Genomic DNA, 25,637 nt, shown 5'->3' with positions numbered 1-25,637 from the left:
CACTCCCTCGCAATGACATACGGGTTGCCCCTTCGCAATCACAAAACCCCTTCAGAACAACGTAATGTCAACTGTTGTCCCAGCGTACAACCCGGTCAGATCGAGCGGTACCCGCACAAGCCCATCGGCGTGGGCCATGGTGTAGATCAGATTCGACTTACCAAAGACCGGCTCGGCGTAGAGCACCCCGTCGCGCCGTTCCAGCCGCACCGGCACAAAATCTTCGCGGCCCGGCTTGGAAGGTATATTGAGGGTCAGCACAGCTTGGAGAGCCGGCGGATTGGCGTCGGGCATACCTTGCAGGCGGCGCAGGGCCGGGGCGACGAAGAGGTCGAAAGCGATCATTGCCGACACCGGGTTGCCGGGCAAGCCAAAGATCGGGCGGTTGCCGGCGGCGGCAATGATGGTGGGTTTGCCGGGGTGAATGGCCACGCCATGCACCAGCACCCCCGGAGCGCCGAGTGACTCGATCACTTTAACGGGATGGTCACGCGCGCTGACCGAGCTGCCGGCGGAGAGCACCAGCATATCGGCGGCTTCCAGCGCCGCGCGCGCCATACGCTCCAGCACCGCCGGATCATCAGGAGCGATGCCGCACAGGATTGGCTCGCCGCCAGCGCGGCGCACCAGCGCGGCGATGGTGTAGCTATTGATGTCACGCACTTGCCCCGGCGCGACCTCGGCATCGGCGGGCACCACTTCGTCGCCGGAGGCGAGAATCGCCACTTGTGGCCGCTCGACCACCGGCACATTGACGATGCCAACGCCGGCGAGGCCACCGAGATCTTGCGGACGGAGGCGGTGACCGCGCGGGAAGAGCAACTCGCCGCGCTTGACATCCTCGCCGATCGGGATCACGTTTTCGCCGATTGCGACGGGCCGCGCCACTTCAATCGTGGTGGCGTCGAGATACTGGGTATGCTCGATCATTACCATGCTATCGCTACCGGGGGGGAGCATACCGCCGGTATGGATCAGCGCCGCTTGGCCTGGGCCGACGGTGAAGTTCGGCGCGCGGCCCATTGGCACCTCGCCGCAGAGGGTCAGGTAGGCGGGCAGGCTCTCACTGGCGCCGTAGGTATCGGCAGCGCGCACCGCGAATCCATCCATAGTTGAACGCGGAAAGGCCGGCAAATCAACCGGCGAATGCAATGCTTCGGCTAGCACCCGGTCGAGGGCCGCGTGCAGCGGCAGCGACTCGTGGCGGGCCAGTGGGCTGATGTGCGCGCTGAGGCGAGCATTGGCCTCGGCAATCGTTACTACCTGAAACAGTTCAGGCATAGCTGCTCCTTGGTCTCAGCTTGGGCTGTCGCCATTATAACAAGTTTTCGTGTGTGGTTGGGGTTACCGCTGAGGGCGCGAAGGCAGGTAACGACGTCTCCCTGCCGGTGGTCTGATTGCCCCCTGCGCCCTTTGCGGGAAAGAATATGGTACATTATTTACAGGCTGCCAATCTGACGACAGCGAGGAGATATATGCCAATCGAGTGGGTGAAAGTTCACGATTATACCGACATTATTTACGAGCACGACGCGGCTGGCGAGGGGATTGCCAAGATTACAATCAACCGGCCCGAAAAGCGCAATGCGTTCCGGCCTGAAACGGTCAACGAGCTGATCGATGCCTTCTCACGGGCCCGCGACGACGAGCGGATCGGCGTGATTTTATTCACTGGTGCCGGTGATAAGGCGTTCTGTTCGGGTGGAGATCAGAGTGTGCGCGGGATCGGCGGCTACGTGGGCAAAGACCAGATTCCGCGACTGAACGTGCTCGATCTCCAGCGCCTGATCCGGATTATTCCCAAGCCGGTGATTGCGCTGGTGGCCGGTTATGCCATCGGTGGCGGCCATGTGTTGCACGTGGTCTGCGATCTAACCATCGCTGCTGATAATGCCATCTTTGGCCAAACCGGGCCGAAGGTGGGCAGCTTCGATGGCGGCTATGGCTCGAACCTGCTGGCCCGCATGGTCGGTGACAAGAAGGCGCGCGAGATTTGGTACTTGTGCCGGCAGTACAATGCCCAGCAAGCGCTGGAAATGGGCTTGGTGAACGCAGTGGTGCCGCTTGAGCGGCTAGAAGACGAAGGGGTGCAGTGGGCGCGCGAGATTCTGGAAAAGAGCCCGCTGGCGATCCGCATGCTCAAAGCCAGCATCAACGCCGCCGCCGATGGCTATGCCGGGTTGCAGCAGTTGGCCGGCGATGCTACCCTGCTCTACTATCTGACCGAAGAGGCGCAAGAGGGCAAGCGCGCCTTCCTCGAGAAGCGTAAACCCAACTTCCGCCGCTTCCGCCGCTATCCGTAAGGCGAAGAGGGTGATATGGAGTGTGGCAGTTTGACTGCCGCACTCCACACAGCACAGGGCTGATCTGGCGAGAGCTGATAGAGCAGTGAACTGAGGGGTGGCAGTGCAACTGCTGCACTCCACACTAGTAAATTGTATCGCGCATCGGTTCTGATACGAGACAGAAAGCTCTTCCTAAGCATCTCTTTGGCTTTGCATTCAGCAAAAAGGGAGTGTGAAGATGACCACCAAAGCAGCTCCGGCAGCGCCGCCGTCACGGCTGAAAGTATGGCTGATGGCTGCTCGTCCGGCGACGTTGCCTGCCGCCGTGGTGCCGGTGCTGGTCGGTTCGGCGCTGGCCTTGAGCGCCGGCAAATTTCAGCCATTGGTCATGCTGGCGGCCTTGTTGGGGGCGCTCTTTATTCAGATTGGCACTAATCTGGCCAACGACTATTTTGATGCTAAGAAGGGGGCCGATACCGGCGAGCGGCTCGGCCCGCCGCGAGTGACGCAGCTCGGCCTGCTGCCGGCCAAGACGGTGCTGGCGGCGGCATTGATCAGTTTTGGCATTGCGGCGCTGGCCGGCATCTATCTGATTGTGGCGGCTGGTTGGCCGATCCTCGTGATCGGGTTACTGTCGATCGCTGCGGGCATTCTCTATACCGCCGGCCCGTTTCCGCTCGGCTACAACGGTCTCGGCGATCTGTTCACTTTTGTCTTTTTCGGGTTGGTGGCCGTGATCAGCACCGACTACGCTCACACTGGCCAGTTCCGTTGGGTGGCGTTGTGGGCTGCGTTGCCGATAGCGATGCTGGTGACGGCGATTCTGGTGGTGAACAATCTGCGCGATGCGCCGACCGACCGCAAGGCGGGCAAGCGCACGCTGGCGGTCATCTTCGGCGAACGCTTTGCCCGCAGCGAGTTCGCTCTCTTGGTGCTTGGCGCGTTTGTGTTGCTGCCGCTGGCATGGATGTGGGGCGGCGAATCGCCGTTTACGCTGCTGGCTTGGCTCACCGCACCGATGGCGCTCAACCTGATCGATTTCGTCAACCGCGAGCGCGGGCGGGCGTTGAATAAGGCGCTGGTCGGAACCGGACGGTTACACCTGATCTTTGGGGTGCTCTTTGCTATTGGGCTGGTGCTAGGCTAGCAACCTTCATACCGCCATGATCCACTTTCCCGATTGGCTGGCCCGGCAAGCCGCGCTGCGTCCCAACCATCCAGCGCTGATTGGCGCGGAAACAACCTACACCTTTGCCGAACTTGACCGCTGGGCCGGGGCAGTGGCGGCGCGGTTGGGCCAAAGTGTACCGCCGGGATCGCGCGTGGCCTTGCTAGCGCGTAACCGGCTGGCGTATGCGGCGGTGGTGCATGCCGCGCCGCGGGTCGGCGTGACGCTGGTGCTGCTCAATACCCGGCTCACCGCCGCTGAGCTGGCCTTTCAAGTGCGCGACAGCGCGCCGGCCCTGCTGATCGCCGAGCATGAACTGGTGGCGACGGCACACGAGGCGGCGGAGGAAACACCCATCATCATGCTGGAGGAACTGGCCGCTCCCGCCGAGGCACCACCGCCGCCGGCCCCGCCAATCGATCTGAGTGCGCCGCATACGATCATCTATACTTCGGGCACGATCGGGCAGCCGAAGGGTGCAATTCTAACCGCCGGCAACCATTGGTGGAATGCAGTTGGCTCGATGCTCAACCTTGGCCTGCACGACGACGACCGTTGGCTGGCGGTGCTACCGCTTTTTCACGTTGGTGGGTTGAGTATATTGCTGCGTGGTGTCATCTATGGCATACCGGTCGTGTTGCATGAGCGGTTCGATCCGGCGTTGGTTAAGCGCGATCTTGCCGAGCAGCGTATCACGATTGTCTCACTCGTCGCCGTGATGCTCCAACGATTGCTCGCAGTTGATTCCGCACCGTTTCCCGCTCACGTGCGCTGCGTCTTGCTCGGCGGCGGCCCGGCCCCGCTCGCCTTGCTCGAACAATGCGCAGCGCGCGGGATCCCGGTGACGCAGACCTACGGCATGACCGAAGCGGCCTCGCAAGCGGCGACGCTTGCCCCTGCCGAAGCCTTGCAACGACTCGGGTCGGCGGGTAAGCCGTTGTTGCCGGTCGAGCTGCGGATCGTAACGCCAGCCGGCCACGATGCGGCGCCGGGAGAAGTGGGTGAAATCTGTCTGCGCGGGCCGACGATCTCGCCGGGGTATTTGGGCAGGCCGCCGCGCCAGCCCGACGAATGGCTGCCCACCGGCGATTTGGGCTATCTCGATGGGGAAGGCTATCTCTACGTGGTTGACCGGCGCAGTGACTTGATCATTGCCGGCGGTGAGAACATTTATCCCGCCGAAGTTGAAGCTGCGCTCCTCAGTCACCCGGCCGTGGTCGAAGTGGGAGTGGTGGGTGTGCCCGACCCCGAATGGGGCCAGCGACCGGTAGCCGCAGTCGTTGCGCGCTTCCCGGTCACTGCCGAGGGACTGATAGCCCACTGTCGTGAACGTCTCGCCAGTTATAAGGTACCGCGCACCATTGTGTTTGTCGATGAGCTGCCGCGTACCGCGGCAGGCAAACTACGTCGTCATCAACTCCGTGAGTGGCTGCTGGAGCGTGGTGTTACCGCCTGAGGGATGGCTGTCTTAGTCTTGCATCCCTTTCTCGAGCTGAAGTCCTCGCGCCTCGATCTGCTGCGCGACCACGACCGACGGACGGGTCAGCCAAAAGCCGAGCACGCTCGTCAAGATGACCGCCGTCCACATCGCGAAGGAAGGCGTGACCACCCACGTCAGCGGCGGGTGGAAGCCGAGTCCGTAGTCAATGAAGATCGATAGGCTAAAGAAGGCGGCCACCGCAGCGCGAGCGCCCATCCCAAGCGGGCCAATGCGCGTTGCGAGCAAGATGCCCTCAAACGTCAAACCAATGTGCGACACGAACAGCATCACTTCCAGCGGTTCGATCACGCCGGCGCCGAGCCAGTGGCGCGACCAGAAGGCAAGCGTCCACAGGCCGTATTTGATGCAGGCGAAGGCGGCGAAGGCGGTAAACCACGGTACGGCGCGGCCATAGCGGATCAGGATGAACGCGATGGTGGCATAGAGGGCAGCTGCCGGGCAATCGGGAATGAAGATCCACGCCCACGGTGGCGAGGAGACCAGCATTGGTCCATACCAGACAACCCCACCCCACACTACACCGACCAGATTAAGCGCCATGCACGTCCAAAACAACCAAGGATGGCCGGTGATGAACGCATATACCCAGTCGATACCTTGTCGGATGTAACGCATACGAACCTTCGTTCTGATGACTACGTGGCCGTAACGCCACGTTTGCCGGTCAAACTGTAAGTGCCACGAGATAATGACCGTATTATAGCCGAAACGTGCGAGCGTGCATGGGCCGCATCAATACTACCGCCCGTCGGTGTCGTTGTAGACCTACTCTGAAGATGAACAACGGTGACAAGACAGGGTTACCGGTCAACCGGTTCAACCGTAAGCATATTTGTTGTAGTGACCCCACCCGGCATTGCGTCCCATGTTCGACCATCGAGCAGACGTCCGGTGCGATCTTTCCGCGGACCACCCCATTGTTTAAAGAAAAAGGGCACATCGGCGGCGAGGCACTGATCGCGAATATCGCGCACCCATGCCGGGTCCATCGGTCGCGCTCCCGGCCCCGATTCCCCACCGACGATCACCCAGTCGATGCCATCGAGCGGGAGCTGTGGTAACGGACCTAACAACGGCTCACACGATACAAACTTGATGGCTGCCCCCGTCACACGCAGGTCGTCGATCCGTGCGATGTAGTCGGTACGTTCCACATTGACCCCCATCCACACGTTGGGCGGCCAATCAAGCAGCGAATCGAGCGCACGGAGTCGCTCGGCGCGTTTGGTCAAAACCTGAAACGTATGCCAATGGGCTTGCCGCATCACAGCGAACACCGCGCAAATAAAATCCGGTGGGACATCGTGGTGAAAGAGATCGCTCATTGAATTGACGAAAATCATCCGTGGTGTTCGCCAGCGTAATGGTTCGGTGAGGACGGTGGGGTGCAGCGTTAGCCGAAACCCGTTGCGATATTTCGGCACGCCCATTGCCTGCAACCGCCTTGCCATCCGTTCGGCATAACAATGCTTACATCCGGGGCTGATCTTGGTACAGCCGGTAAGCGGATTCCACGTCACTTCGGTCCATTCAATACTGGTGCGAGCCATAGGTCAACTCCGGTTGGCACGGCGGAAGAGGACATGCTACAGTACTGAGGTACAGTATAGCACATGTGTTTAGTTCAGATGTTCTAAGATGTGATCGGCAATCTTTAACGCTATTGGTCCCCCTTTTTGATTACCGGCAGCAAAACACAGTAGGTAGAGCGGGTTGCCAAGCGAATTGGCGAGAACGCGCGGTTGAGCTACCGCGGGAAAAAGCCCTTGTAGGCGCTCGTTAAAAAATTCGCTTATTTCGCGCCAAGACACTTGTTTGCTCACATGTGCGTTCCCGAACAGGTCAAGATGAACCTTATAAAAGCGTTCAAACCAGTCGGAGGTGCCAAAGAACCGATCTAACTTCTGCTGCCACTCTCGTGGTGGAGGACGGTCACGGGTGAGTAAACGGTTTACAGCCATTCCGAGGGGGAAGAGAAGCCATAGATCAATCGCCTGTGTAGCGGCAATAGCTTCGATCAGGGACCATTCCACTTGCATTCCATACGGATCGAGAAAAACCACCGCTCGGGTTTTGCGCCAATCAGTCTGCTTAATCCACTGAGGCAGTATCTTGCCGGCATCACCCGATAAAATCTGATAGGTACGGCCAGGGAAATGGGCACATTATCGTTGTAACTCAGCAGCATGATGGAGGTCTTGCTCGATAAAGACGTACTGTTGAAACGGTGGATCAAGTTCTAACGCGATAAGGGCACTTCCTTTCAAAAACTGTTGAATGTCCTCTTCTTGAAGGTCCTTGAACAAGAATTGCTCGCCTTTATCGGTAATTGTTCGGTAGCCGGTTCCGGCAAATGCATCCACATAAACTGTTGTAAAGTGTTTTGCTTTTTCGTTCTTTGAAAAATCTGTATGTAAGCCCGTAAATACTTTTGAAGTGCTTCAAGTTTCTTTTGCGTCCAGGGATCACCAAAGTTGTGGGGCAGCGTCATTGTGGTACTCCTTCGCCCTTCCTCCCAATAGATTGGGCATCGCCTATATCGCTGTTGTTACCGCTGAATGACAGGACAGAGATCACAATCCCGATCTACCCAGGTAGCACTATGTGCAGCACCTCGGTTAAGAGCGGAGGGAATATGACGTCTCGCTCGTTCAGCGATCCAACCGTCGGATGGGGACACCGCCGACGAAAGCACCCGGCGGTACATCACGATTGACCAAACTCATCGCCGAGATAGTCGCGCCGGCACCGATGACCACACCCGGCAAAATGGTACAATTCGCGCCAATGGTCACATCAGGGCCTATCACAACCGGGCCACGTTTCCATTCACGGCGGGTGACTTCGTGGCATAAGATAGTAGTATTGTACCCGATTACGCAGTTTTCGCCGAGGGTAATATCTTCGGGAAAGAAGATGTCGAACATCACCATCAGGCCAACACTTGCGTGAGGAGCTACCTTGACGCCGAGCAGGCGGTAAATCGCGTTCTTGAGCGGAATGCTCGGCGTGTACCGTGCCAGTTGGATCAGCGCGGCATTGCGGATAATACGTGGGTAGCCCCCGGCCAGCTGCGGAAAGTACCAGAGTGCGTTGTAGGGGCCGGGCAGCGGCGCGCTGCGCAGCCGCGCTTTGCGTTCAGCAGTGGAGCCAAGGCCGTTGGTTAGGTTGGGGTTGGTCGTCATAGTTTTGTTGATAGGCTTACCGCAGAGGACGTGGAGGTCGCAAGGCGGTTTATTATAGACTTAGGCTTCTACAGGGCGGCAAGGCTAGCTCCCGCTCTGCATCCTCTGCGGTAGGTTGCAACCACAGATCCAACTGGCAAAAAACGCCACTTTCCCTTACACTACCATGGAAAATCTTTTTAGATGCCGGAATGGGTATGGTACAGTCGATCGATCGCGCCTTTGATGTGTTAGAAGCGCTTGCGCTGGCCGATGATGATCTGAGTGTTTCGGAATTGAGCGAGCGGCTCGATCTGCCGTTAGCAACCGTTCATCGCCTGCTCTCTAGTTTAGCGGCCAGAGGCTATGTCGCGCAAGAGGCGAGCACGCGACGGTACGGGCCGGGGCCGCGGCTGCTAGAAATTGCCGCCCGCGCCGCCCAAAGCCGGCGGTTCGATCTGATCCGGATTGCGCGAGCTGAGCTGGCTAAACTGACCGCCGAGACTGGCGAGACCAGCAATTTGATTATTCGCCAAGGCGATGCGGCCGTTTACCAAGAACAGATCCCAAGCCCGCACATGGTGCGGATGTTTACCGAAGTCGGTCAGCGCGCGCCGTTGTACTGCACCGGCGGCGGTAAAGCGATCTTGGCGGCATTGCCAGTTGCCGAACTCGAACAGTATCTGGCGAGTGGCCGATTTGAGCAGTGGACAACCAAAACCATCACCGACCGCGACCGCCTGCGCGCCGAGCTGGCCGTGGCGCGCGAACGCGGCTTTGCCCTCGATGACGAAGAACGTGAGGCCGGAGTGTGCTGCGTCGCGGCGCCGATCTTCGACCGGCGCGGGCAGGTTGTAGGTGCGATTAGCTTATCCGGCCCCTCGATCCGTCTCAATCAAGAGCGAGCCGAGGCGTTGGGGCCGCGGGTGCGCGAAGCGGCGCTGGCGTGCAGCCGGCAGTTGGGCTATCGCGCTGATAAGTAAGACTGCGCTCAGTAATTGCCGCAAGTATTAGTCCTCATTCTGCCAATATTCAAACACACGTAAATGATAATCGTACCTCTTCTTTCACTCTTGATCGTCGCCGCGACGATTTTCGGTGTTGCGGTAGGGCGTTGGCCATTACTGCGCGCCGACCGTACTACGATTACCCTGATCGGCGCTGCACTACTGCTTGGCATTGGTGCGATGTCGTTGGAAGAAGCGTATGCGGCGATTGATTTCGACACCATCCTGTTACTATTTAGCATGATGGTGATCAACGGCAGTCTCTTTCTGGCCGGTTTTTTTGGGGTTATTACCCAGCGTGTCGTGCAATTCGCCCGTGGCCCGCGCTCGTTGTTAGCACTGGTTATCGGTGCGAGCGGAGTACTTTCGGCACTCTTTCTCAACGACACGATTGTGTTAATGATGACGCCGATTGTGCTTGATGTTACCCGCGCGCTGCGACGTAACCCGATGCCCTACTTGATCGGGTTGGCAGTTGCGGCAAATATCGGCTCGACGGCGACCATCACCGGTAATCCGCAGAACATCATCATTGGTAGTGCCTCGAAGATTCCCTATCTCGACTTCGCCGCTGCGCTCACACCGACCGCACTGATCGGGCTAGTGATCTGCTGGGTGATCGTCGTGCTGATCTACCGTGACGAATTTCGGAGCGGGGCATTGGTGGCACCCAATGTCTTACGCACGCCGGTCTACCGACCATTGTTGCGCAAAGCCGGTATTGTGATCGTCCTTATGCTGATCGCGTTTCTGGTTGGCGTACCGGTTCCGTTAGCAGCGTTTGTTGCTGCCGGTGCATTGCTCGCTACCCGCCGTCTTCGACCCGAACGGGTCTTCAAAACGATTGACTGGAACCTGCTAACCTTTTTTGCGGGACTATTCGTCGTCACTCACGCGCTGGAGACGCAGGGCTGGACTGCGCAGCTCTTTACTGCGCTGACCCCTTTGGCGCAAGCCGGCATGGTGCCGTTTGGCGTAGTGTCGGTTGTGCTGTCAAACGTAATCAGCAATGTGCCGGCCGTATTACTCTTGCAGAACGTGATCCCGGCTTTTGCCGATCAGGAACGAGCTTGGCTAACGTTGGCCGCGACCGCCACGCTGGCCGGCAATTTGACCCTACTCGGTTCGGTGGCGAACCTGATTATGGCCGAGCTGGCGGCGCGCTGGGGGGTACGGGTAACCTTTGGTGCCTACTTAAAGGTTGGCTTGCCGGTTACAATCCTTACCGTTGCGGTGAGTTTGATGTTAGTGTAATGAACGAGCGAAACCGTCTTGCACAGCCCTGCAGAGTATGGTAGACTCGGACGGGCACTGCCCTCGTAGCTCAGGGGATAGAGCAGCAGTTTCCTAAACTGCGTGTCGCGCGTTCGAGTCGCGCCGGGGGCGCCAGATCCGAAAGGGCGAGGGTCAGACGACTCTTGCCTTTTTGGTATTCAAGGACGGACAAAACCTTCATGGCTTTGGGATGCGCTGTTTTACCCTCAGCCCAGCCCCTCTTTCACTAACGCGGGAGAGGGGCGCGACAGAGGCGCAAAGCGAGCAAAGGCGCGGAGATTCTCAACGCAAAGGCGCGAAGGATGCAGAGCACGCAAAGATGGGTTGGGATGGTGATCGTTCTCCGCGTCCTCAGCGCCCGCTGCGGTAGAAACGCACCCCCGCCATAAGGTGAGAGCGGAGGCGCGTGCCCTCTCGTCATTGCGAGGGCGCGGAGCGCCCGAAGCAATCTCCTGCTTCAGCGGTGATCATCGCCGCGGTTAGTATGCGCGTATGCCGCCGCTCGCGTGGAGCGCCCGAAGCAATTTCCTGCTTCAGCGGATACGATGGCTGCGTGGGGGCATTCGTAGATGCGGCAGTGAAACTGCCGCACTCCAGAGGGTGCGTTCCGTGCTCGGGGGGATTGCTTCGCCGCGCGCAGCGCGGCTCGCAATGACAAAGTTAGGCCTCTAATTACATGATACTTGACTGATCACCTTTGTTGAGGTACAATCGAAATAGAATTTAGGAAATCCTAAAATTAAACTTGTAATTACCTAACTGTGTGCAAAACCGATTGCCGGGAGCTTAGCGATATGGAATCGCTCACCTACGCGGGCCAACCTAGCGATACACTGGCCGCACCGCAGCCACGCCGCTGGTTGTTGGTGCGGCTCTTGCCCTTTCTGGGGCCGGCGTTTGTGGCCTCGATCGCGTACATTGATCCGGGGAACATCGCGACGGCGGTGCAAGCTGGCGCTCGTTTCGGTACGATGCTGTTGTGGGTGGTGGTCGCTAGTAATCTCGCGGCGATGCTGATCCAAGCGTTGGCGGCAAAGATTGGCATTGCGACTGGTTATAGTCTGGCCGAGTTGTCCCGCGAGCATTTTCCGTTGCCGGTGGTGTGGTTGATGTGGTTGGTGAGCGAGCTGGCGGCGATGGCGACCGATCTGGCTGAGTTTATCGGGGCCGCGATTGGGTTTCAGTTGCTGTTTGGATTGCCGCTGCTCTGGGGCGGGGTGCTGACGGCGGTGGTGACGTGGTTGATTATCAGCCTCGAACGGCGTGGTTTCCGGCATCTCGAAGCGGTGATTTCGGTGTTGCTGGCGGTGGTCGCCTTGTGTTATGTGGCTGAACTTGTGTTTGGCCGGCCTGATTGGGCCGAGGTTGGGTTTCACATGGTCGTGCCGCAACTGGCCGGAACGGAGAGTTTGCTGCTGGCGGCGGGCATTCTTGGCGCGACGGTGATGCCGCATGCGATCTTTCTCCATTCGGCGCTGACCCAACGGCGGATTGTCGGGCACACCGACGCCGAACGTCGTACCATTTACCGCTATGAGGTAATCGATATTGCTATCGCACTCAGTATTGCCGGTCTCGTCAATGCGGCGATGTTAATCATGGCCGCGACGGCCTTTCATCGTCATGGCTTCTACGATGTAGCTACCATTGAAGGGGCCTACCAGAGTCTAACGCCGTTACTCGGTTCGGTGGCGAGCCAGATCTTTGGGATTGCCCTGCTGGTGTCGGGGCTTTCCTCTTCGGCAGTGGGAACATTGGCCGGCCAAGCGATTATGCAAGGATTTTTGCACTGGGAGGCGCCGCTGTGGTTGCGACGCCTGATCACGATGGCGCCGGCGATGCTGGTGATCGCACTTGGCGTCGATCCGACCAATGCGCTCGTGCTGAGCCAAGTGGCGCTCAGTTTTGCCCTGCCGTTTGCCCTGATCCCGCTAATTTGGTTCACGAGCCAGCGCCGCATCATGGGCAGCCTGCGCAATCAGCGGGTGACGACGCTGCTCGCCAGTGTAGTCACGCTGGTGATCATGCTGCTCAATGTGGTGCTAATTGTGCAAGAGTTTATGTAGACAGTCTCGCCGCTGAGCGTCGTTTGCCCCCGATCAGCCATTATTGTAGTAGGGTAGCCAGCGTTTGCTCAAGCCCCTCTGCTCGTTCGGCGGTGTAAGGGCCAGTGTCACGCCAAAAGATCCGTCCGGTGCGATCGACTAACAGCAGGGTAATTGTCTCGATGCTGGGAATTTGCAACGCTGCCACTACTTGCCGCACGTCAGTATAGACAGTCAGTGTCCGGTTGCGCACCGCCGGATCGGGAATAGCGAATGCCATACCGCCGTCAATGAAGAGGCGGGCAAGGGTGTATTGCCTCCCGATGATGGGCAGTTCATAGGCCCGCAGGTTGGGATGGGCGGCGAGCAGTGGGTTGAGAAAGGGAAACCACGAGTCGACCAAGGCTTGATGCCAGCGTCGAAACGCGATGATAGCGATATTGAACGCGCCGCCGAACTCTGCCGGCAAGGTGAGTGTGCGTCCGTTGAGGTTGCGGGCGGACAGGGTGGGGAAGAAGATGGTAGTTGGTTCAAGGTACATAGGCTAACCCTCTCACGGTGATAGCGTGATCCTGTAGTAGGGTAGCGCCAAGCAGCGCCGTATGCAGGATGGATCTTATTTTTCTCCACCAAGCGAAGGTTACTGACCTTCGCTTTTTAGTATGTAAAAAAGGTTAATAATTATGAGGTTAGATGGTATATTTTTAGTTGTTTGATGGTCTTTTGTTGGTATTTAATTGACAAAAAACGTTTTTAGTTCAAAAAATCACAAAATTATCTGTAAGTGGATGACAAAATTGTTATCAAAACCTCATAAGATAACATTTGTTAACTACAGAGAAACTTGCTGCTTCTAGTGTATCGTGTTAGTGAATTATACAATAACTGTGCCATCGTTATAGACCCGGAGCCATCTCCACCCGCTCATCTCCTCTGATATTCCCTCCACTGCTAGAAAGGATCAGATGATGCACCCCGTTCTCCGTTCCTCATTCCTCAGTTCACTGCTGCTGATTCTTGCGCTAGCGTTGCCGGCGGCGCCGGTGGCCCCGGCGACCGGGGGGCGCAGCGATCTGCAAGTGGTGATCCCGGCCTGTACCCCGATTACGAGCAACGCGACGTGGGAAACCGGCAATGTGTATGTATTGTTAAATGACTGCGCGCTGATTGTGCAGGCTGGTGCGACCCTGACCATCCAGCCGGGAGTGGTGGTGAAGTTTGGTGCTCCTAACGCGAGCGGGTTGCGGGTGAATGGCCGGTTGATAGCCCAAGGCACGGCAAACGATCCGATCACCTTCACCAGCTACGCTGACGATAGCGTAGGTGGTGATACCAACGGCGACGGCAGTGCAACCGCCGCTGTGCCGGGGGATTGGTATGGCTTGGTGTTGGCGAGCGGCAGTGAAACCATCCTTGATCATGTGCGGGTGCGTTATGCCGGTGGATATTTGACTCACGGAAATCTTGATGGCTGGAGTGAAGCGCAAATCGAAGTCAAAGCCGGCGCGCAGTTCACGATGACAAACAGTGAGGTGCGCGCTGGTGGACGGATGGGGATTTATCTGAATGGCGACGGGTTAACCCCCACGATCCGGTCGGTGACGGTGGCTGATCATACCACAACGCATAGTTCTTATTACTACGCCATCCGCCAATCGTCGCTCAATATGCAACCTTCCTATGCCGATCTGACCTTCAGCAACAATACTCGCAACGAAGTGACGATTGGCGAATTTACTGGCAATCTGCCCCGAGATGTGACGTTGGCCGGCACGACGTTTGGCGCGAACTGTGGCTTTACCCTCTGCCAGTTGATCGTACCGGAGGGGCGCACGTTGACGATTGCGCCGGGGACAAAGTTGCAATTCGAATCCCACATCAGCATGGTCGTGGCCAATGGCGGTACGTTGTGGGCCGAGGGCACGGCTAGCCAGCCGATCATCTTTACCAGCACCTCGCCTTTGCCCTCATCGCCAGTGTATTGGCTTGGCTTGCAAGCGCAGTATGGCAGCACGTTGCGCCTTGATCAGTGCGACATCAGTTTTGCTGAGAACGGGAATTATGGCGGGCTTTGGATCGATACCAATGACGCCCAAATGCGGAATTGCCGGATTCACCACCATAAGCGCACCGGCCTCTATCTGAGCAGTCCGATCGACGCAACGATTGCGCCGGTGCTGACCAACGTTGAGGTGACCGACAATGGTCAGCACGGCGTGTACCTTTCAGCGAGCAGCAGCAGCGTGCTCAATCTGACGTGGGATGGCGGGCGCGTGGCGAACAATGGGTGGGCCGGCTTTTATGTGTATACATCGAGTAGCTCGGTCAATCCCACCTTGCGCAATCTGACGATTGCCAACAATGGTTCGCTTGGCACTGACCGGTGGACACAGGCCGGTATCGCGTGGGACATGCAGAACGTTAGTCCAGTCTTAGAGAATCTGACCTTCACCGCCAATGTGGGGCCGGCCATCTACTGGTACTGCAACGGCTCGATCACGGCGCGCAACCTGACTGCCACCGGCAACGGCGCGAATGAACTGACCATCCTCGGTTGCACGGTGAGCGGCGGACGGCAATGGGATCTCGATGGCGCCGGTATTCCGGCTCGCATCGCCGGTGATATTACTGTTTCTCCCAATGCGTTGCTCTCGCTGGCGCCGGGCACTGTCTTGCGGTTCGATAAACTGTGGTACAACACCGATAACACGACCCGGCTGGTGGTGCAGGATCAGGCGTCGCTGATTGCGTTGGGCACGGCCGAGAAACCGATCATCTTCACCGCCGTCAACCCAATAGCGGGCTGGTGGCAGGGCATCGAAGCTCAGCAGCGGGCGACCGTCACGCTGCGCCACTGTGAGGTGGCGTATGGCGGCGGGAGAACGCGGGCGAGCGTCTATCTGAGCTGGGGCTACCCTGACATGGGTTTGCCGGTGGTGAATATCCAAAATTGCGAGATCCACCATTCGGCCAGCCGCGGCGTGCTGTTTAACTTCGATAGCGCGACGGCGCCTACGCCACCCATCTTCCAGTACAACCATCTGCACGATACGGCGGAAGCGGCGGTCGCCAACTGGAATGGGCCGGTGATCGATGCGCGCAACAACTATTGGGGCCACGCCAGCGGGCCGTACCACGCCACCCAGAACCGCGGCGGGCAGGGGGCTGATGTCGGCGACAACATCCTCTTCTACCCGTGGCTCGGTGCGCCGCAGGATGGCGAGGCGCCGGCAACCGATATTCTCTTGCGCACCGGCGGCCCGCACCGCTACAGCCCCGGTGAGATCGTTGATTATGTGGTGCAGTATCTCAATCCGATGACGATGACGGTGCAAGGTGCGGTCGTAATGATGCGCTTGCCATCATTGGCATATTACATCGAGAGCAGTGATGGCGGGGTCTATTGGCCGGCGCGCCATCAGGTGGTTTGGCGGTTAGGCGATATGCTGCCCGGCGCCCAAGGGCGGTTGCGGGTGCGGGTGCAGTACCGGTGGGGGATCCCGCCCGATCAGCCTGATACGGTGGCAACGGTCTTGAGTGCGCAAAACTACAATGCCGGCTTGCTCGATCTGACGCCGTACCTTTCTTACACGCCCACCACGATGACGGCGCGCCAGTCGCTGAGCCGGAGCCAATGGGATGCGTTGGCGGCGAGTATGGCGTCGTTGCAAGCGTTGCATACCCAAGCGCTGGCGGCTGGCTACCTCTGGGCCAGCGCCGAACGGGTTACCTTAAACACCGGCGTGGTGAGCCAAGCGGTGTTTATCAATCCGCACCAACGGAGTATCCGGCTGATCCAAAGCGATGGCGCCAAAGCATTTGCCTCAACCTTTGCCGCGCGCTCCTTTAGCGTGACCGATGGCAGTGGCGGGATGGAATGGAATATTGCCACTGACCAAGAGCGCTTCTGGGGCACATGGGATGCGATCGGGCAAGCGGCGTGGCCCGGCACCCTGATGAGTCCGGAGTTGTGCAGCAATGGCGGGTGCTGTTTGCGCAACTGCATCGGCAAGGCCGCCTTGAAAGCCGTCGCCGGCCGGTTGTCGGATGCGATTGACATCACGCTCACCGGCGTAAACTGTGTGATGGCGCTCCGCAGTCGCGAAGTGGCTGATTTGGCCAGTTGCGCGGCGGATATCAAGTCGGATCTGGTCAAGATTGATGATATACCGGTGTTTGGCGAGATAGCCGACCTGACCGAGTGTCTCGCCCAATGTGCCGGGGATTCGGGCAGCCATGATTGCACGGGCGATCTCACGACGTGCGAAGAGGCATGGTGGAATTTGTATCAATGGGTCGGGGTGCCGAACCGCACTGTGTGGCGCTGTGTGAATGGTTGCTACACGAAGCCGGAAGTGTTGCCATGCGCGCTGAATGAGTGTTGTGTGCCCGGCGTAGGATGCGCTTCATCGTCAGCAGGCGTGAATTGCCAGAAGAATAGTCGCTTGGTCACCGCCCGCGACCCCAACGACATCACCGGGCCAGCCGGCGATCTGTTGCCCGGCCAGACTATCACCTACACCATCCGCTACGAGAACGAAGGTGACGGGTGGGCCTATGGCGTATACGTGGTCAATCAACTGCCCGATGCGCTCGATGCGAGCACGGTGACGTTCGTCAATCGCACCGGGACGTATCTGCCGACCACGCGCGAACTGGTCTGGACGATCGGCGAGCTCGGCCCGAAGGGAGCGGTCGATTCGCAAGGGATCATTACCTACACCGTGCGCCTGCGCGAGGGCTTGGCGTCGGGGACGGTGGTGGCGAACCAAGCGGTGGTCTACTTCCCCAGCGTGCCGGAAGAGACGCCGACCAACACGTGGGTGAATCTGGTTGCGCCGCTGGTGGCGACGCTGCACAGCCTCACGACACCGTATATGACCCCGCTAGCGATTACCCTCAGCGGGCGCGAGGTAAGCGGCTTGCCGCTGACCTACGAGATTGTCGAGCAGCCGCGCGGCGGCACGCTTAGCGGCACCGCGCCGAACCTGACCTACACGCCGGCGGCGGATTTCACCGGCCCTGATGGGTTTACCTTCCGGGTGAGCAACGGCACCTCCACCAGCCGGCCGGCGCAGGTGACGATCACGGTGTTGCCGCAAGGCGATACGACGCCGCCACAGGTGTTAGGCAGCAACATCGCTGATGGCGCGACGGGGTTGACCTCTACCCTGATCTACACCGATACGCAAGGGGCGGCGTATGGGCCGGTGATCGTAGTCAGCGTTTCGGAACAGCTCGATGTGACGACGTTGACCACGACCACCGTCACGCTGAACCGGAACGGGGCGCCGGTGGCGGCGAGCGTTGGCTTCGATAGCGGGGGGTATCACATTGTGGTGACACCGCGCAGCCTGCTGAGCAATGGGGTCTACCGGTTGAGTGTGACGACGGGGGTGAAAGATCAGGCCGGCAACGCGCCGGCGGCGCCGTACACCGTTAGCTTCATGATCGGCACCCAACGCAACGTCTATGTGCCGTTGGTGAGCCGGTAGCGGGCCAGTAGCCGTGTGGAGTGAACTGGGGTGAGCGGGGGCTATGCGCCGATGGTTCACTCCGCACGGTCGTCGAAGGCGCACGATGGTTGCGTGCGGTTTAGGTGCGTTGTGGTCATGCCGGTGTACTGGTGCAGGGATGGATCAGGCTCGCCGGCGTGGTAGGTGTGCTTGCTCGCGTCCTATGACCAAGGCCCTTGCGAGCCGTGAGGCGTTCCGGCCAAGGCAGCGGTGCAGGAGGCGGAACGGAGGCCAGCACCGGACGCGCACGCGGCGACCGTGTGCGTGCCAAGGCGAGTGTGCGTCTGTTGAGATTGCGGGCGGGCCGGGCGAGGAAGATGAGGGTGAGTGATTCAAGGTTCATCGACTAACCCTCGCCCAGCAATCATGTAAGCCTATGCGTAGTGGTGCGCCAAGCAGCTCCGTATGCTTAAGATGGATTATATTCTGCTCTGCCAAGCGAAGGTTACTGACCTTTTCTAGTGTGTCTCGTTGGTGAATCATACAATGATGGCAATATCGTTATAGACCCGGAGCCATCTCCCTAATACCCTGACACTTTTAACGTCGTCGTTTTGGCAGGCAAGGGAGCAGGCGAATGGGGCGTAGGGGTGCGGAAAAAGCTGACAGGCGCTGCGGGAAGGTGGCAAGACAGCGGGCGAGCCAGCGCAGGCCGAGCTGAAAGATGCGCAACTCCCGCTTCCATCCAGGGTCAACCCGACGGCGTCGCTCGGTCGCCAGCACCTCATCCCCGAGTTCGTGACACCATAACGTGGCGATCGCGGCTGCCAGCAAGACCCGCTCGATCCGGGCTGCATCGTTCAGTTTGGTGTGATCCATCGCAAAGCCAGCAGATGTATCATCACGAAAACTCTGCTCGATCCGCATGCGCTTGAGGTACACCCGCAAGCAGCGTCGGTTGGTCTTCCGATTGGCCATCACGGCGACGATTTCGGCTGGCTGCTTGGCCGTGGGCGTGGTCCAGGTAATGGCCAGATGCGCCTACCACTGCCCATCCGCCGTGACCCGTACCCCTTGAAAGAAGGTGCTTTTGCCCATCGCCGCACCGGTACCCGCCGTCACCGTCTAGGCTACTGGGAACGCGCGACAGCCGTGCGTAATAGATAACCGTCAGACCGTCCAGCGCCCGTCGCCGACGGAGGTACCGTCGAGGATGTGGTAGCTGTTTGCACGTTCCCAGCCGGCAAGAACCGCACCTAGCAGCGGCTGGGAAAGCTGCCAGACATCGATATGCGGGTTTTTCAGCCAACGACGGACACGCGCTTCATGCGAGGCGGTGAGAATCTCTCCCGGCCGGTAGGGTGCTCGTTTGCTCGGCGCGATACTGCGGGCTTGCAGTACGCCAACGACCATTCACGCCAAGGTCACCAATTGCTTCATGTTGCTGGCCTTGTCGCGGCAGAGCCGCACGAGCGGGGCGAAGATCCGGGTGTATCATGCGAAACTACTGCCCATTGTCGGTCTCCTGTCGCGTGGTTGGTGGTTCTTCCACGTCCAGAATACCGCATTGGGCAGCCATCCGTAAAACGGTTAGGGTATCAGGGAACGGCTATCGTTGTTACGCGGGAAATTTGGCGAACAGCCAAGTTTGATCGTGAGACGCATCAATGTAAGTATCATCAATCACTATTTACTACCACCCAGACCTCTACATTGGTCAAAGAAGGTGATAGTTGGAAAATTACCGAAGATATATTTGAGCCGGATGCACCGGCAGATGTGCCCGGATGTTGAATATATGATGCTTGAGAGCAACGTTGCTCGATCAGCTACTGGAATGCGCATGCTGACCATAATTGACGAGAGGAGCAGGTAGCCTGCTCCTCTCATTTTACTATCTAATACTATCCAACACCGCTGCCAATTCCGCCGGTCGCGGCGGCGTAAAGATGACCGACAGCGGCGCCACCCAGCTCCAGCGAATGATGCCTTGGGCATCGATTACGAACGTGCCGGGCAAGGGCACTCCCATCGCCGAACCGACGCCATAGCGGTAGAAGACACCCCATTCCGGGTCGCTCAGGATCGGGTACGGCGCGCGTAAGACTTCCGCCACGTAACTAGTCATGTCGAGGTCGGTGCTGCTCACTACCAGTAGGTGGGCATCGCGCTGCACAAAGACCTCATAATGCTCCCGCAACGCATCCAGTTGCGGCGCGCAATTCGGTCAGAAGAAGCGGTCACTGACAATCCGGGTCAAGTTGAGCACCACCGGTTTCCCGCGCAAGGCGCTGAGGGTGATGGTGCGTCCGTACTCAACCCGGTCTTCGGGCGGGCCGCTGAGGAATTGGGCGTAGGGCAAGGTGAAGTCAGGCGCTTCACTGCCCACCGGTGGCACGTTGGCCGGGCCGCGCGGGCGAATGAACTCTTGCCGCCATTTGTCGGTCAGCGGGATGATCGGTCGGGCCATAGCATCTCCTTGTCGTGTACAGGGGCTTGCTTTCAGTATACTGCGATTTGGCCGTCAGCGGCAGGATCATAGTTTACCGGCGATGAAGATCTGTTTGCTATTGTGCGCCGTGCGCTGGTACGAGGATGCCTGAGCGATCATCGCTTTTCCTTACCAAACCATTACAAAACCCTCGTATAACTCTAACGCTAGCGCAGTACGCTACAAGTGAACCAAAAAAGCGTACCGGTTCACAAAGAATGAAAGGGTTTACGAGCAATGACCTTCACGCAAGATCAATCGACTGTCACTGAGATTTCTCCCCGCGAACTGTATGCCCGCCTGCTGAGCGCGCAGCCGCTCTTTATCCTCGACGTGCGCAACGAAGATGAGTTCAAGCGCATGCCGGTCGAGGGCCATGCCACTCTGCGCACGCTCAATCTGCCCTATTTCGACTTCATCGAAGACGAAGAAGCGGCGCTGGCGCGCTTGCCGAAGGATGTCGAAGAGGTGGTCGTGATTTGTGCTAAGGGCGGCGCCTCGCAGTATGTGGCCGAGGTGCTCAACACTCACGGCTATCGCGCGGTGTCGCTGAGTGAGGGGATGATCGGTTGGGGTAACTATTACGATGTGCGCGATGTGACCAGCGCTGCTTGGGGCCGGATTGTGCAGATTGCCCGCCCTGCCCGCGGCGATCTCAGCTTCGCGATTATCAGTGATGGGCAGGCCGCGTTGGTTGATCCGCTCCGCCATATTAACGTTTACCGCGAGCTGATCGAGGGCGCTGGCGCTAAGCTGACCGCTATTCTTGATACCCACGTTCACGCTGACCACATCAGTGGCGGCCCGGCGTTGGCGAAGGAGACCGGCGCGCCGTACTACATCCATCCCTACGATGCCATTCACCCGATCGACATGCTGCCGGCAGTGATCGCCTACGAGCCGCTGCGCGATGGGCAGGTCTTCCAAATTGGGCAGGTGCGCGTGACCACCATTTGGTATCCGGGCCACACCCTCGGTCAAGTCAACTTCCTCGCCGAGACGCCGGATGGCGGGCGCTATCTGTTCACCGGCGACGGCATCTTCCTGCGCTCGTTTGGCCGGCCCGATCTCGGCGGCAAGGGTGAGACGTGGACGCCGATCCTCTACCGCAGCATGTTCGAGTGGCTGCCGCGCTATTTGACCGATGACACGATGATCTTGCCGGCCCACTTCAGCACCCTCGATGAGGACGCCGGCAATGGCATCTTCGCTGCGCCTTACAAGCAGGTGTTGGCGCAGAATGACAGCCTCAAGCCGCGCACGCTGGAAGAGTTCACTAGCTACGTGCTCAGCCACCTGCCGGTCTTCCCGCCGGAGTACGTTGAGATCAAGCGGGTGAATATCGGGCTGGTTGAGCCGTGCGACGGCAAGGCGAACGAGTTGGAGTTGGGCAAGAATATCTGTGCATTGGCCGGTTAAGTATCGTACAATACGGGATAGGTAGGGCGGCAGGTGACACGCCTGCCGCCGGTGAATAGAGGAGGAGACTACAGTGCCGCACTTTGATCAGACATTGGACGTAAAGGGCGCGAAGTGCCCTATGCCGCTGGTGAAGAGCCGCAAGGCGATCACTGAGCTGCCGGTGGGGCAGGTGTTGCAAGTCATTTCGACCGACCGCGGTTCGGTGGCCGACTTTCAAGGGTGGGTCAAGACGGCCAAGAATGTCGAGCTGGTCGCCCAAGAGACGGTGCAAGAGAACGGACAGGAGCTGTACGTTCACTATCTGCGCCGCAAGGCCTAATCCAAAACGGTTGCTCCGGCAGGTGGAACAACAACGTAAGGAAGGAAAAGCAATGACAACACCGATGACGGAAATTGTTGATACGCAAGCCCTGCTCGCCCGGATCGCCGAACTTGAGCAACGCGTCGCTGCACTTGAGCAATCACCGGCGCAGGGGATTGAAGATCGGCTGGCGATGGTCGTCTTCTCCGGCGATTTGGACAAGGCAATTGCTGCGTTCATCATCGCCACCGGTGCTGCCTCGATGGGTCTTGAAGTGAGTATGTTCTTCACCTTCTGGGGCATCAGTGCAGTTAAGAAACAGAAGGTCTTCAGCCGCAAGAACCTGCTTGAGCAGGGCTTCACAGCAATGCTCCCGGGCAAGCTGGGTGAGCTAGGCTTATCGCAGATGAACTTCTTCGGCGCCGGCGCCCAGATCATCCGCGGCCTGATGAAGAAGCACGATGTCGCCTCGCCGGAAGAGTTGTTTGCGATGGCTCGTGAGTTGGGCGTGCGCATGGTTGTCTGCGACATGTCGCGCGAATTGCTCGGTATCAAAGATGAAGAGCTGGTTGAAGGCTTGGAGACCGGCGGTGTCGCAACGTTCCTTGGCGATGCTGCTCGCTCGAAAGTGACGTTGTTCATTTAAAAATAGCCGACATAGACCCAATAGTAGGGTTGATCGACGACGGCGCGATCAGGGAGCAACGAAGAGCGCGCCGTCATTTCTTGTGAAAGGATAATGATACTATGTTTCGACAACTGTTTCGCAATCCGCGTGAGACACAAACTAACCAAATTGGCACCATGACGGTGCAAGAGTTGAAAGCGAAGTTGGACTCACGTGAACCGATTGTGCTGGTTGATGTGCGCCAGCCGGAAGAGTTTGCCTACGATGGGCATGTGGCCGGTGCACGTTTGCTGCCGTTGCCGATGCTGGCGATGCGGATGAATGAACTGCCCAAGGATCAGCCGATCGTCTGCATCTGCCGGTCGGGCAACCGCAGCCAAGTCGCCTGCGAGATGCTCCAACGTCACGGCTTCACCAATGTGACCAATGTGGTTGGCGGGATGGTGGCATGGCAACGGGCCGGCTACCCTATGAATCGCCAACGGTAACGGGACAGCGATTAGCAGGGCATAGCGCCGCTGTGTTCTGATGAGGGATACGCGTATGCAGAACCAGACCTCTTGCAACGCCTTACAACACCAGACTGAGGTCGCACCGCTGCGCAGCTATGCTGTCACCGAGCAGGTTTTGCTCGCAGCTCAGCCGCAGCCGGAAGATTGGCAACGTTTCGCCGAAGCGGGCTACAAAACTGTTTTGAATATCCGCAGCGATCCTGAGCGGGCCGCAGTGCAGGCGGCCAATGCCCGCGCCGCCGGTTTGCGCTCTATTCATGCGCTGTGGCCGGCCTACGAGCTTGAACCGGAGCATCTGGCTGAGTTTGCCCGCATTGTCGAAGACCCTGAAACTGGCAAACTCGTGTTCCACTGCCGCAGCGCGACGCGCGTCGGTTTGATCTGGATGCTCTATCGGATTGTGCATCAAGGGTGGACTCGCGAGCAGGCCGAGGCCGAACTCCGCGCCGCCGGCTACGATGACGATGCAATGGAGACCTTCGAGTTTTGCGCGGGTGATTTCTTCGAGCGCGTTGGTATGCAGGTGTAGGGGGGATACTATGGCGCCCGTTTCTGCTCGCCAGCCCGGCATTCAATCCACTTTGCTGGCGGCGCTCTACCGTTATCTGCCGTTTCTGAACTGGCTGCGTCGCTACCAGCGCGAGCATTTGCCCAGTGACGTAGTGGCAGGCATTGTCACCGCTATCATGCTCATTCCTCAGAGCATGGCCTATGCGCAGTTGGCCGGTCTGCCCCCGCAGATCGGCCTTTACGCCTCGGTAGCGCCGCTGATCGTCTATGCGCTCCTTGGCACCTCTGGGCAATTGTCGGTAGGGCCAGTGGCCATTACCTCGCTGCTGGTCTTTAGCGGGGTCAGTTCGCTGGCGACGCCGGGCAGTGAACGCTATATTCAATTGGTGCTCTTGCTGGCCTTTATGGTTGGCGTGATCAAGCTGCTGCTTGGCGTGCTGCGGCTGGGTGTGATTCTCAATTTCATCTCGCACCCGGTATTGGCGGCCTTTACCAGCGCCTCGGCGTTGATTATTGCCGTAGGCCAGTTGAAATATATTCTTGGCTACCGGATCGGCGGCGAACACCTGTACGATACGATTGCGCAGGCAATTGCCGGTTTGAACCAGACCAACCTTGTGACGCTGGCGATCGGTCTGGGTAGCATTGCCCTGCTGCTCTTCTTTCGGCATAGCTTGCGTCCGCTGCTGCGGCGGGCCGAATTGCCGCCGCTCGCCATTACCCTGATTGTGAGTGGTGCGCCGCTGCTGGCGGTGATTCTGGGGATTGCGATTGCGCAGGGTTTCCAGCTTGATCAGACGGCGAAGGTGGCCGTGGTAGGCGCGATTCCGCCCGGCTTGTCGCCGCTGAGCACGCCCGCCATGACAATGGCTGATGCGCAGGCGCTCTTGCCGACGGCGCTGACCATCGTGCTGGTAAGCGTGGTTGAATCGATTGCGGTGGCGAAGGCGCTGGCTAGCAAGCGCCGGCAAGCGATCGATCCCGATCAGGAATTGGTTGCGCTGGGAGGGGCCAATATCGCGGCCAGCTTCTTCAGCGGCTATCCGGTGACCGGCGGTTTCGCCCGCTCGGTGGTCAATGCGCAGGCTGGCGCGATTACTGGTCTGGCTTCGTTGATTACCGCTGCCGGTATTGCTCTGATCTTGCTCTTCTTCACCCCGATCTTCTACTACTTGCCGCAGGCGGTATTGGCCGCGACCGTGATCGTTGCGGTGATCGGCTTGGTCGATCTGCGCGAGCCGCAGCGGATCTGGCGCACCAATCGCGGCGATGCCTTCACATGGCTCATCACCTTCGTCGCCGTGCTAGTGCTTGGCATCGAGACCGGCATCTTCGCGGGCGTGGCCTCGGCACTGGTGCTGTACCTCTGGCGCACGAGCCGTCCGCATATTGCGATTGTGGGCCGGTTGGGCGATCGCGAAGTCTACCGCAACGTCGATCGTCATCAGGTCAAGACGTGGCCGCACGTGGTCGCGGTGCGGGTTGACGAGAGCCTCTACTTCGCGAATACCCGCTACCTCGAGCAGGCGCTGCTGCGGATTGTGGCTGAACGGCCCGAAGTGAAGCATCTCGTGCTGATCGGTTCAGCCATCAACTTCATCGACTCGAGCGCCTTGCATACCCTCGATCACCTGATCGACGAGCTGCGCGACGCCGGGGTCGAGTTCCATCTGGCCGATATGAAGGGGCCGGTCATGGATCGGCTCAAGCAGTCGGAGTTGCTCGATAAGATCGGCCAAGATCACATTCACATGACGACCCACACCGCAATGCTGGCATTGGGGTGCCGGGATTGATATGGAATAGCAAATAGGTTGGGCTGCGTCCCCTGCCCCTGCAGGGGAACGCGCTTTTACTGTAATAGGCGTGTGA

At 58.9% G+C, this 25,637-nt stretch carries 23 protein-coding genes and 1 tRNA gene; 14 read left to right on the top strand and 10 right to left on the bottom strand.

The window, feature by feature from the left end; translation table 11 throughout:
* Positions 1-51: 51 nt before the first annotated feature.
* Positions 52-1,281, bottom strand: a complete 1,230-nt coding sequence (glp, locus tag U9R61_RS08620) for a gephyrin-like molybdotransferase Glp (protein ID WP_322488410.1) — start codon at positions 1,279-1,281, stop codon at positions 52-54.
* A 194-nt stretch (positions 1,282-1,475) separates the two neighbouring features.
* Here glp and menB point away from each other — a divergent pair, with 194 nt between their 5' ends.
* The 3 genes from menB to U9R61_RS08605 all read left to right on the top strand — a co-directional run bounded on the left by menB (position 1,476) and on the right by U9R61_RS08605 (position 4,909).
* The gene (gene menB, locus U9R61_RS08615; RefSeq protein WP_322488409.1) at positions 1,476-2,303 is read left to right on the top strand and encodes a 1,4-dihydroxy-2-naphthoyl-CoA synthase; all 828 of its coding nucleotides are present in this window, start codon (positions 1,476-1,478) and stop codon (positions 2,301-2,303) included.
* Between the two features lie 220 nt (positions 2,304-2,523).
* Positions 2,524-3,432 carry a 1,4-dihydroxy-2-naphthoate polyprenyltransferase gene (locus U9R61_RS08610; protein ID WP_322488408.1) on the top strand — a complete coding sequence of 303 codons (909 nt, stop codon included), beginning with the start codon at positions 2,524-2,526 and terminating at the stop codon, positions 3,430-3,432.
* Positions 3,433-3,448: 16 nt separating this feature from the next.
* The gene (locus U9R61_RS08605) at positions 3,449-4,909 is read left to right on the top strand and encodes an o-succinylbenzoate--CoA ligase (RefSeq protein WP_322488407.1); all 1,461 of its coding nucleotides are present in this window, start codon (positions 3,449-3,451) and stop codon (positions 4,907-4,909) included.
* Positions 4,910-4,921: 12 nt separating this feature from the next.
* Here U9R61_RS08605 and U9R61_RS08600 read toward each other — a convergent pair whose 3' ends face one another.
* The 5 genes from U9R61_RS08600 to U9R61_RS08580 form a co-directional block, all read right to left on the bottom strand.
* Positions 4,922-5,569, bottom strand: coding sequence for a DUF1405 domain-containing protein (locus U9R61_RS08600; protein WP_322488406.1), 648 nt, complete (start codon positions 5,567-5,569; stop codon positions 4,922-4,924).
* Between the two features lie 185 nt (positions 5,570-5,754).
* A complete protein-coding gene (locus U9R61_RS08595; RefSeq protein WP_322488405.1) occupies positions 5,755-6,504 on the bottom strand; it encodes a phage Gp37/Gp68 family protein in 750 nt (249 codons plus the stop codon).
* Positions 6,505-6,573: 69 nt separating this feature from the next.
* Positions 6,574-7,050 carry a three-Cys-motif partner protein TcmP gene (gene tcmP / locus U9R61_RS08590; RefSeq protein WP_322488470.1) on the bottom strand — a complete coding sequence of 159 codons (477 nt, stop codon included), beginning with the start codon at positions 7,048-7,050 and terminating at the stop codon, positions 6,574-6,576.
* A gap of 69 nt (positions 7,051-7,119) precedes the next feature.
* Positions 7,120-7,317, bottom strand: a complete 198-nt coding sequence (locus tag U9R61_RS08585) for a hypothetical protein (protein ID WP_322488404.1) — start codon at positions 7,315-7,317, stop codon at positions 7,120-7,122.
* Positions 7,318-7,605: 288 nt separating this feature from the next.
* Positions 7,606-8,139, bottom strand: a complete 534-nt coding sequence (locus U9R61_RS08580; RefSeq protein ID WP_322488403.1) for an acyltransferase — start codon at positions 8,137-8,139, stop codon at positions 7,606-7,608.
* A gap of 197 nt (positions 8,140-8,336) precedes the next feature.
* On the opposite strand from U9R61_RS08580, the gene U9R61_RS08575 reads away from it, so the two are divergent.
* The 4 genes from U9R61_RS08575 (at position 8,337) to U9R61_RS08560 (ending at position 12,466) form a co-directional block, all read left to right on the top strand.
* Complete coding sequence (locus U9R61_RS08575) at positions 8,337-9,101, top strand: IclR family transcriptional regulator (protein ID WP_322488402.1); 765 nt, start codon at positions 8,337-8,339, stop codon at positions 9,099-9,101.
* Between the two features lie 63 nt (positions 9,102-9,164).
* On the top strand, positions 9,165-10,379 hold the full coding sequence (locus U9R61_RS08570) for an anion transporter (RefSeq protein ID WP_322488401.1): 1,215 nt from the start codon (positions 9,165-9,167) through the stop codon (positions 10,377-10,379).
* A 59-nt stretch (positions 10,380-10,438) separates the two neighbouring features.
* Positions 10,439-10,514: transfer RNA gene (locus tag U9R61_RS08565), tRNA-Arg, on the top strand.
* Positions 10,515-11,194: 680 nt separating this feature from the next.
* Positions 11,195-12,466: an Nramp family divalent metal transporter gene (locus U9R61_RS08560; protein ID WP_322488400.1), complete on the top strand. Its 1,272-nt coding sequence runs from the start codon at positions 11,195-11,197 to the stop codon at positions 12,464-12,466.
* 40 nt (positions 12,467-12,506) lie between these two features.
* Here U9R61_RS08560 and U9R61_RS08555 read toward each other — a convergent pair whose 3' ends face one another.
* On the bottom strand, positions 12,507-12,986 hold the full coding sequence (locus U9R61_RS08555) for a hypothetical protein (protein WP_322488399.1): 480 nt from the start codon (positions 12,984-12,986) through the stop codon (positions 12,507-12,509).
* A gap of 424 nt (positions 12,987-13,410) precedes the next feature.
* Between U9R61_RS08555 and U9R61_RS08550 the strand changes: the two genes are divergently transcribed.
* Positions 13,411-17,940: a right-handed parallel beta-helix repeat-containing protein gene (locus U9R61_RS08550; RefSeq protein ID WP_322488398.1), complete on the top strand. Its 4,530-nt coding sequence runs from the start codon at positions 13,411-13,413 to the stop codon at positions 17,938-17,940.
* 561 nt (positions 17,941-18,501) lie between these two features.
* On the opposite strand, the gene U9R61_RS08545 is transcribed toward U9R61_RS08550, so the two are convergent.
* The 3 genes from U9R61_RS08545 to U9R61_RS08535 all read right to left on the bottom strand — a co-directional run bounded on the left by U9R61_RS08545 (position 18,502) and on the right by U9R61_RS08535 (position 20,371).
* Positions 18,502-18,879: a hypothetical protein gene (locus U9R61_RS08545; RefSeq protein WP_322488397.1), complete on the bottom strand. Its 378-nt coding sequence runs from the start codon at positions 18,877-18,879 to the stop codon at positions 18,502-18,504.
* A 192-nt stretch (positions 18,880-19,071) separates the two neighbouring features.
* Positions 19,072-19,314 carry a hypothetical protein gene (locus U9R61_RS08540; RefSeq protein ID WP_322488396.1) on the bottom strand — a complete coding sequence of 81 codons (243 nt, stop codon included), beginning with the start codon at positions 19,312-19,314 and terminating at the stop codon, positions 19,072-19,074.
* A 481-nt stretch (positions 19,315-19,795) separates the two neighbouring features.
* A complete protein-coding gene (locus tag U9R61_RS08535; RefSeq protein WP_322488395.1) occupies positions 19,796-20,371 on the bottom strand; it encodes a peroxiredoxin family protein in 576 nt (191 codons plus the stop codon).
* A gap of 258 nt (positions 20,372-20,629) precedes the next feature.
* Here U9R61_RS08535 and U9R61_RS08530 point away from each other — a divergent pair, with 258 nt between their 5' ends.
* From U9R61_RS08530 to U9R61_RS08505, 6 genes are all read left to right on the top strand, one after another.
* The gene (locus U9R61_RS08530) at positions 20,630-21,811 is read left to right on the top strand and encodes an MBL fold metallo-hydrolase (protein WP_322488394.1); all 1,182 of its coding nucleotides are present in this window, start codon (positions 20,630-20,632) and stop codon (positions 21,809-21,811) included.
* A 73-nt stretch (positions 21,812-21,884) separates the two neighbouring features.
* Positions 21,885-22,133, top strand: a complete 249-nt coding sequence (locus U9R61_RS08525) for a sulfurtransferase TusA family protein (RefSeq protein ID WP_322488393.1) — start codon at positions 21,885-21,887, stop codon at positions 22,131-22,133.
* A gap of 52 nt (positions 22,134-22,185) precedes the next feature.
* Positions 22,186-22,761, top strand: a complete 576-nt coding sequence (locus tag U9R61_RS08520; protein ID WP_322488392.1) for a DsrE/DsrF/DrsH-like family protein — start codon at positions 22,186-22,188, stop codon at positions 22,759-22,761.
* A 101-nt stretch (positions 22,762-22,862) separates the two neighbouring features.
* On the top strand, positions 22,863-23,231 hold the full coding sequence (locus tag U9R61_RS08515; protein ID WP_322488391.1) for a rhodanese-like domain-containing protein: 369 nt from the start codon (positions 22,863-22,865) through the stop codon (positions 23,229-23,231).
* 55 nt (positions 23,232-23,286) lie between these two features.
* Complete coding sequence (locus U9R61_RS08510) at positions 23,287-23,784, top strand: protein tyrosine phosphatase family protein (RefSeq protein ID WP_322488390.1); 498 nt, start codon at positions 23,287-23,289, stop codon at positions 23,782-23,784.
* A 10-nt stretch (positions 23,785-23,794) separates the two neighbouring features.
* Positions 23,795-25,561 carry a SulP family inorganic anion transporter gene (locus U9R61_RS08505; RefSeq protein ID WP_322488389.1) on the top strand — a complete coding sequence of 589 codons (1,767 nt, stop codon included), beginning with the start codon at positions 23,795-23,797 and terminating at the stop codon, positions 25,559-25,561.
* Positions 25,562-25,637: the final 76 nt, after the last annotated feature.

Source organism: Chloroflexus sp. (assembly GCF_034431535.1).
Taxonomy (GTDB): Bacteria; Chloroflexota; Chloroflexia; order Chloroflexales; family Chloroflexaceae; genus Chloroflexus.
The sequence above is the reverse complement of the archived record's forward strand: the minus strand, read 5'-3'. Positions and strand labels throughout refer to the sequence as shown.

Coding starts and splice junctions, on each gene's coding strand:
- U9R61_RS08510 (WP_322488390.1), top strand. CDS start 23,287: ATGCAGAACCAGACCTCTTGCAACGCCTTACAACACCAGACTGAGGTC.
- U9R61_RS08540 (WP_322488396.1), bottom strand. CDS start 19,314: ATGGTCGTTGGCGTACTGCAAGCCCGCAGTATCGCGCCGAGCAAACGA.
- U9R61_RS08555 (WP_322488399.1), bottom strand. CDS start 12,986: ATGTACCTTGAACCAACTACCATCTTCTTCCCCACCCTGTCCGCCCGC.
- U9R61_RS08595 (WP_322488405.1), bottom strand. CDS start 6,504: ATGGCTCGCACCAGTATTGAATGGACCGAAGTGACGTGGAATCCGCTT.
- U9R61_RS08545 (WP_322488397.1), bottom strand. CDS start 18,879: ATGGCCAATCGGAAGACCAACCGACGCTGCTTGCGGGTGTACCTCAAG.
- U9R61_RS08530 (WP_322488394.1), top strand. CDS start 20,630: ATGACCTTCACGCAAGATCAATCGACTGTCACTGAGATTTCTCCCCGC.
- glp (WP_322488410.1), bottom strand. CDS start 1,281: ATGCCTGAACTGTTTCAGGTAGTAACGATTGCCGAGGCCAATGCTCGC.
- U9R61_RS08505 (WP_322488389.1), top strand. CDS start 23,795: ATGGCGCCCGTTTCTGCTCGCCAGCCCGGCATTCAATCCACTTTGCTG.
- U9R61_RS08580 (WP_322488403.1), bottom strand. CDS start 8,139: ATGACGACCAACCCCAACCTAACCAACGGCCTTGGCTCCACTGCTGAA.
- menB (WP_322488409.1), top strand. CDS start 1,476: ATGCCAATCGAGTGGGTGAAAGTTCACGATTATACCGACATTATTTAC.
- U9R61_RS08550 (WP_322488398.1), top strand. CDS start 13,411: ATGATGCACCCCGTTCTCCGTTCCTCATTCCTCAGTTCACTGCTGCTG.
- U9R61_RS08520 (WP_322488392.1), top strand. CDS start 22,186: ATGACAACACCGATGACGGAAATTGTTGATACGCAAGCCCTGCTCGCC.
- U9R61_RS08570 (WP_322488401.1), top strand. CDS start 9,165: ATGATAATCGTACCTCTTCTTTCACTCTTGATCGTCGCCGCGACGATT.
- U9R61_RS08560 (WP_322488400.1), top strand. CDS start 11,195: ATGGAATCGCTCACCTACGCGGGCCAACCTAGCGATACACTGGCCGCA.
- U9R61_RS08575 (WP_322488402.1), top strand. CDS start 8,337: ATGGTACAGTCGATCGATCGCGCCTTTGATGTGTTAGAAGCGCTTGCG.
- U9R61_RS08605 (WP_322488407.1), top strand. CDS start 3,449: ATGATCCACTTTCCCGATTGGCTGGCCCGGCAAGCCGCGCTGCGTCCC.
- U9R61_RS08600 (WP_322488406.1), bottom strand. CDS start 5,569: ATGCGTTACATCCGACAAGGTATCGACTGGGTATATGCGTTCATCACC.
- U9R61_RS08515 (WP_322488391.1), top strand. CDS start 22,863: ATGTTTCGACAACTGTTTCGCAATCCGCGTGAGACACAAACTAACCAA.
- U9R61_RS08610 (WP_322488408.1), top strand. CDS start 2,524: ATGACCACCAAAGCAGCTCCGGCAGCGCCGCCGTCACGGCTGAAAGTA.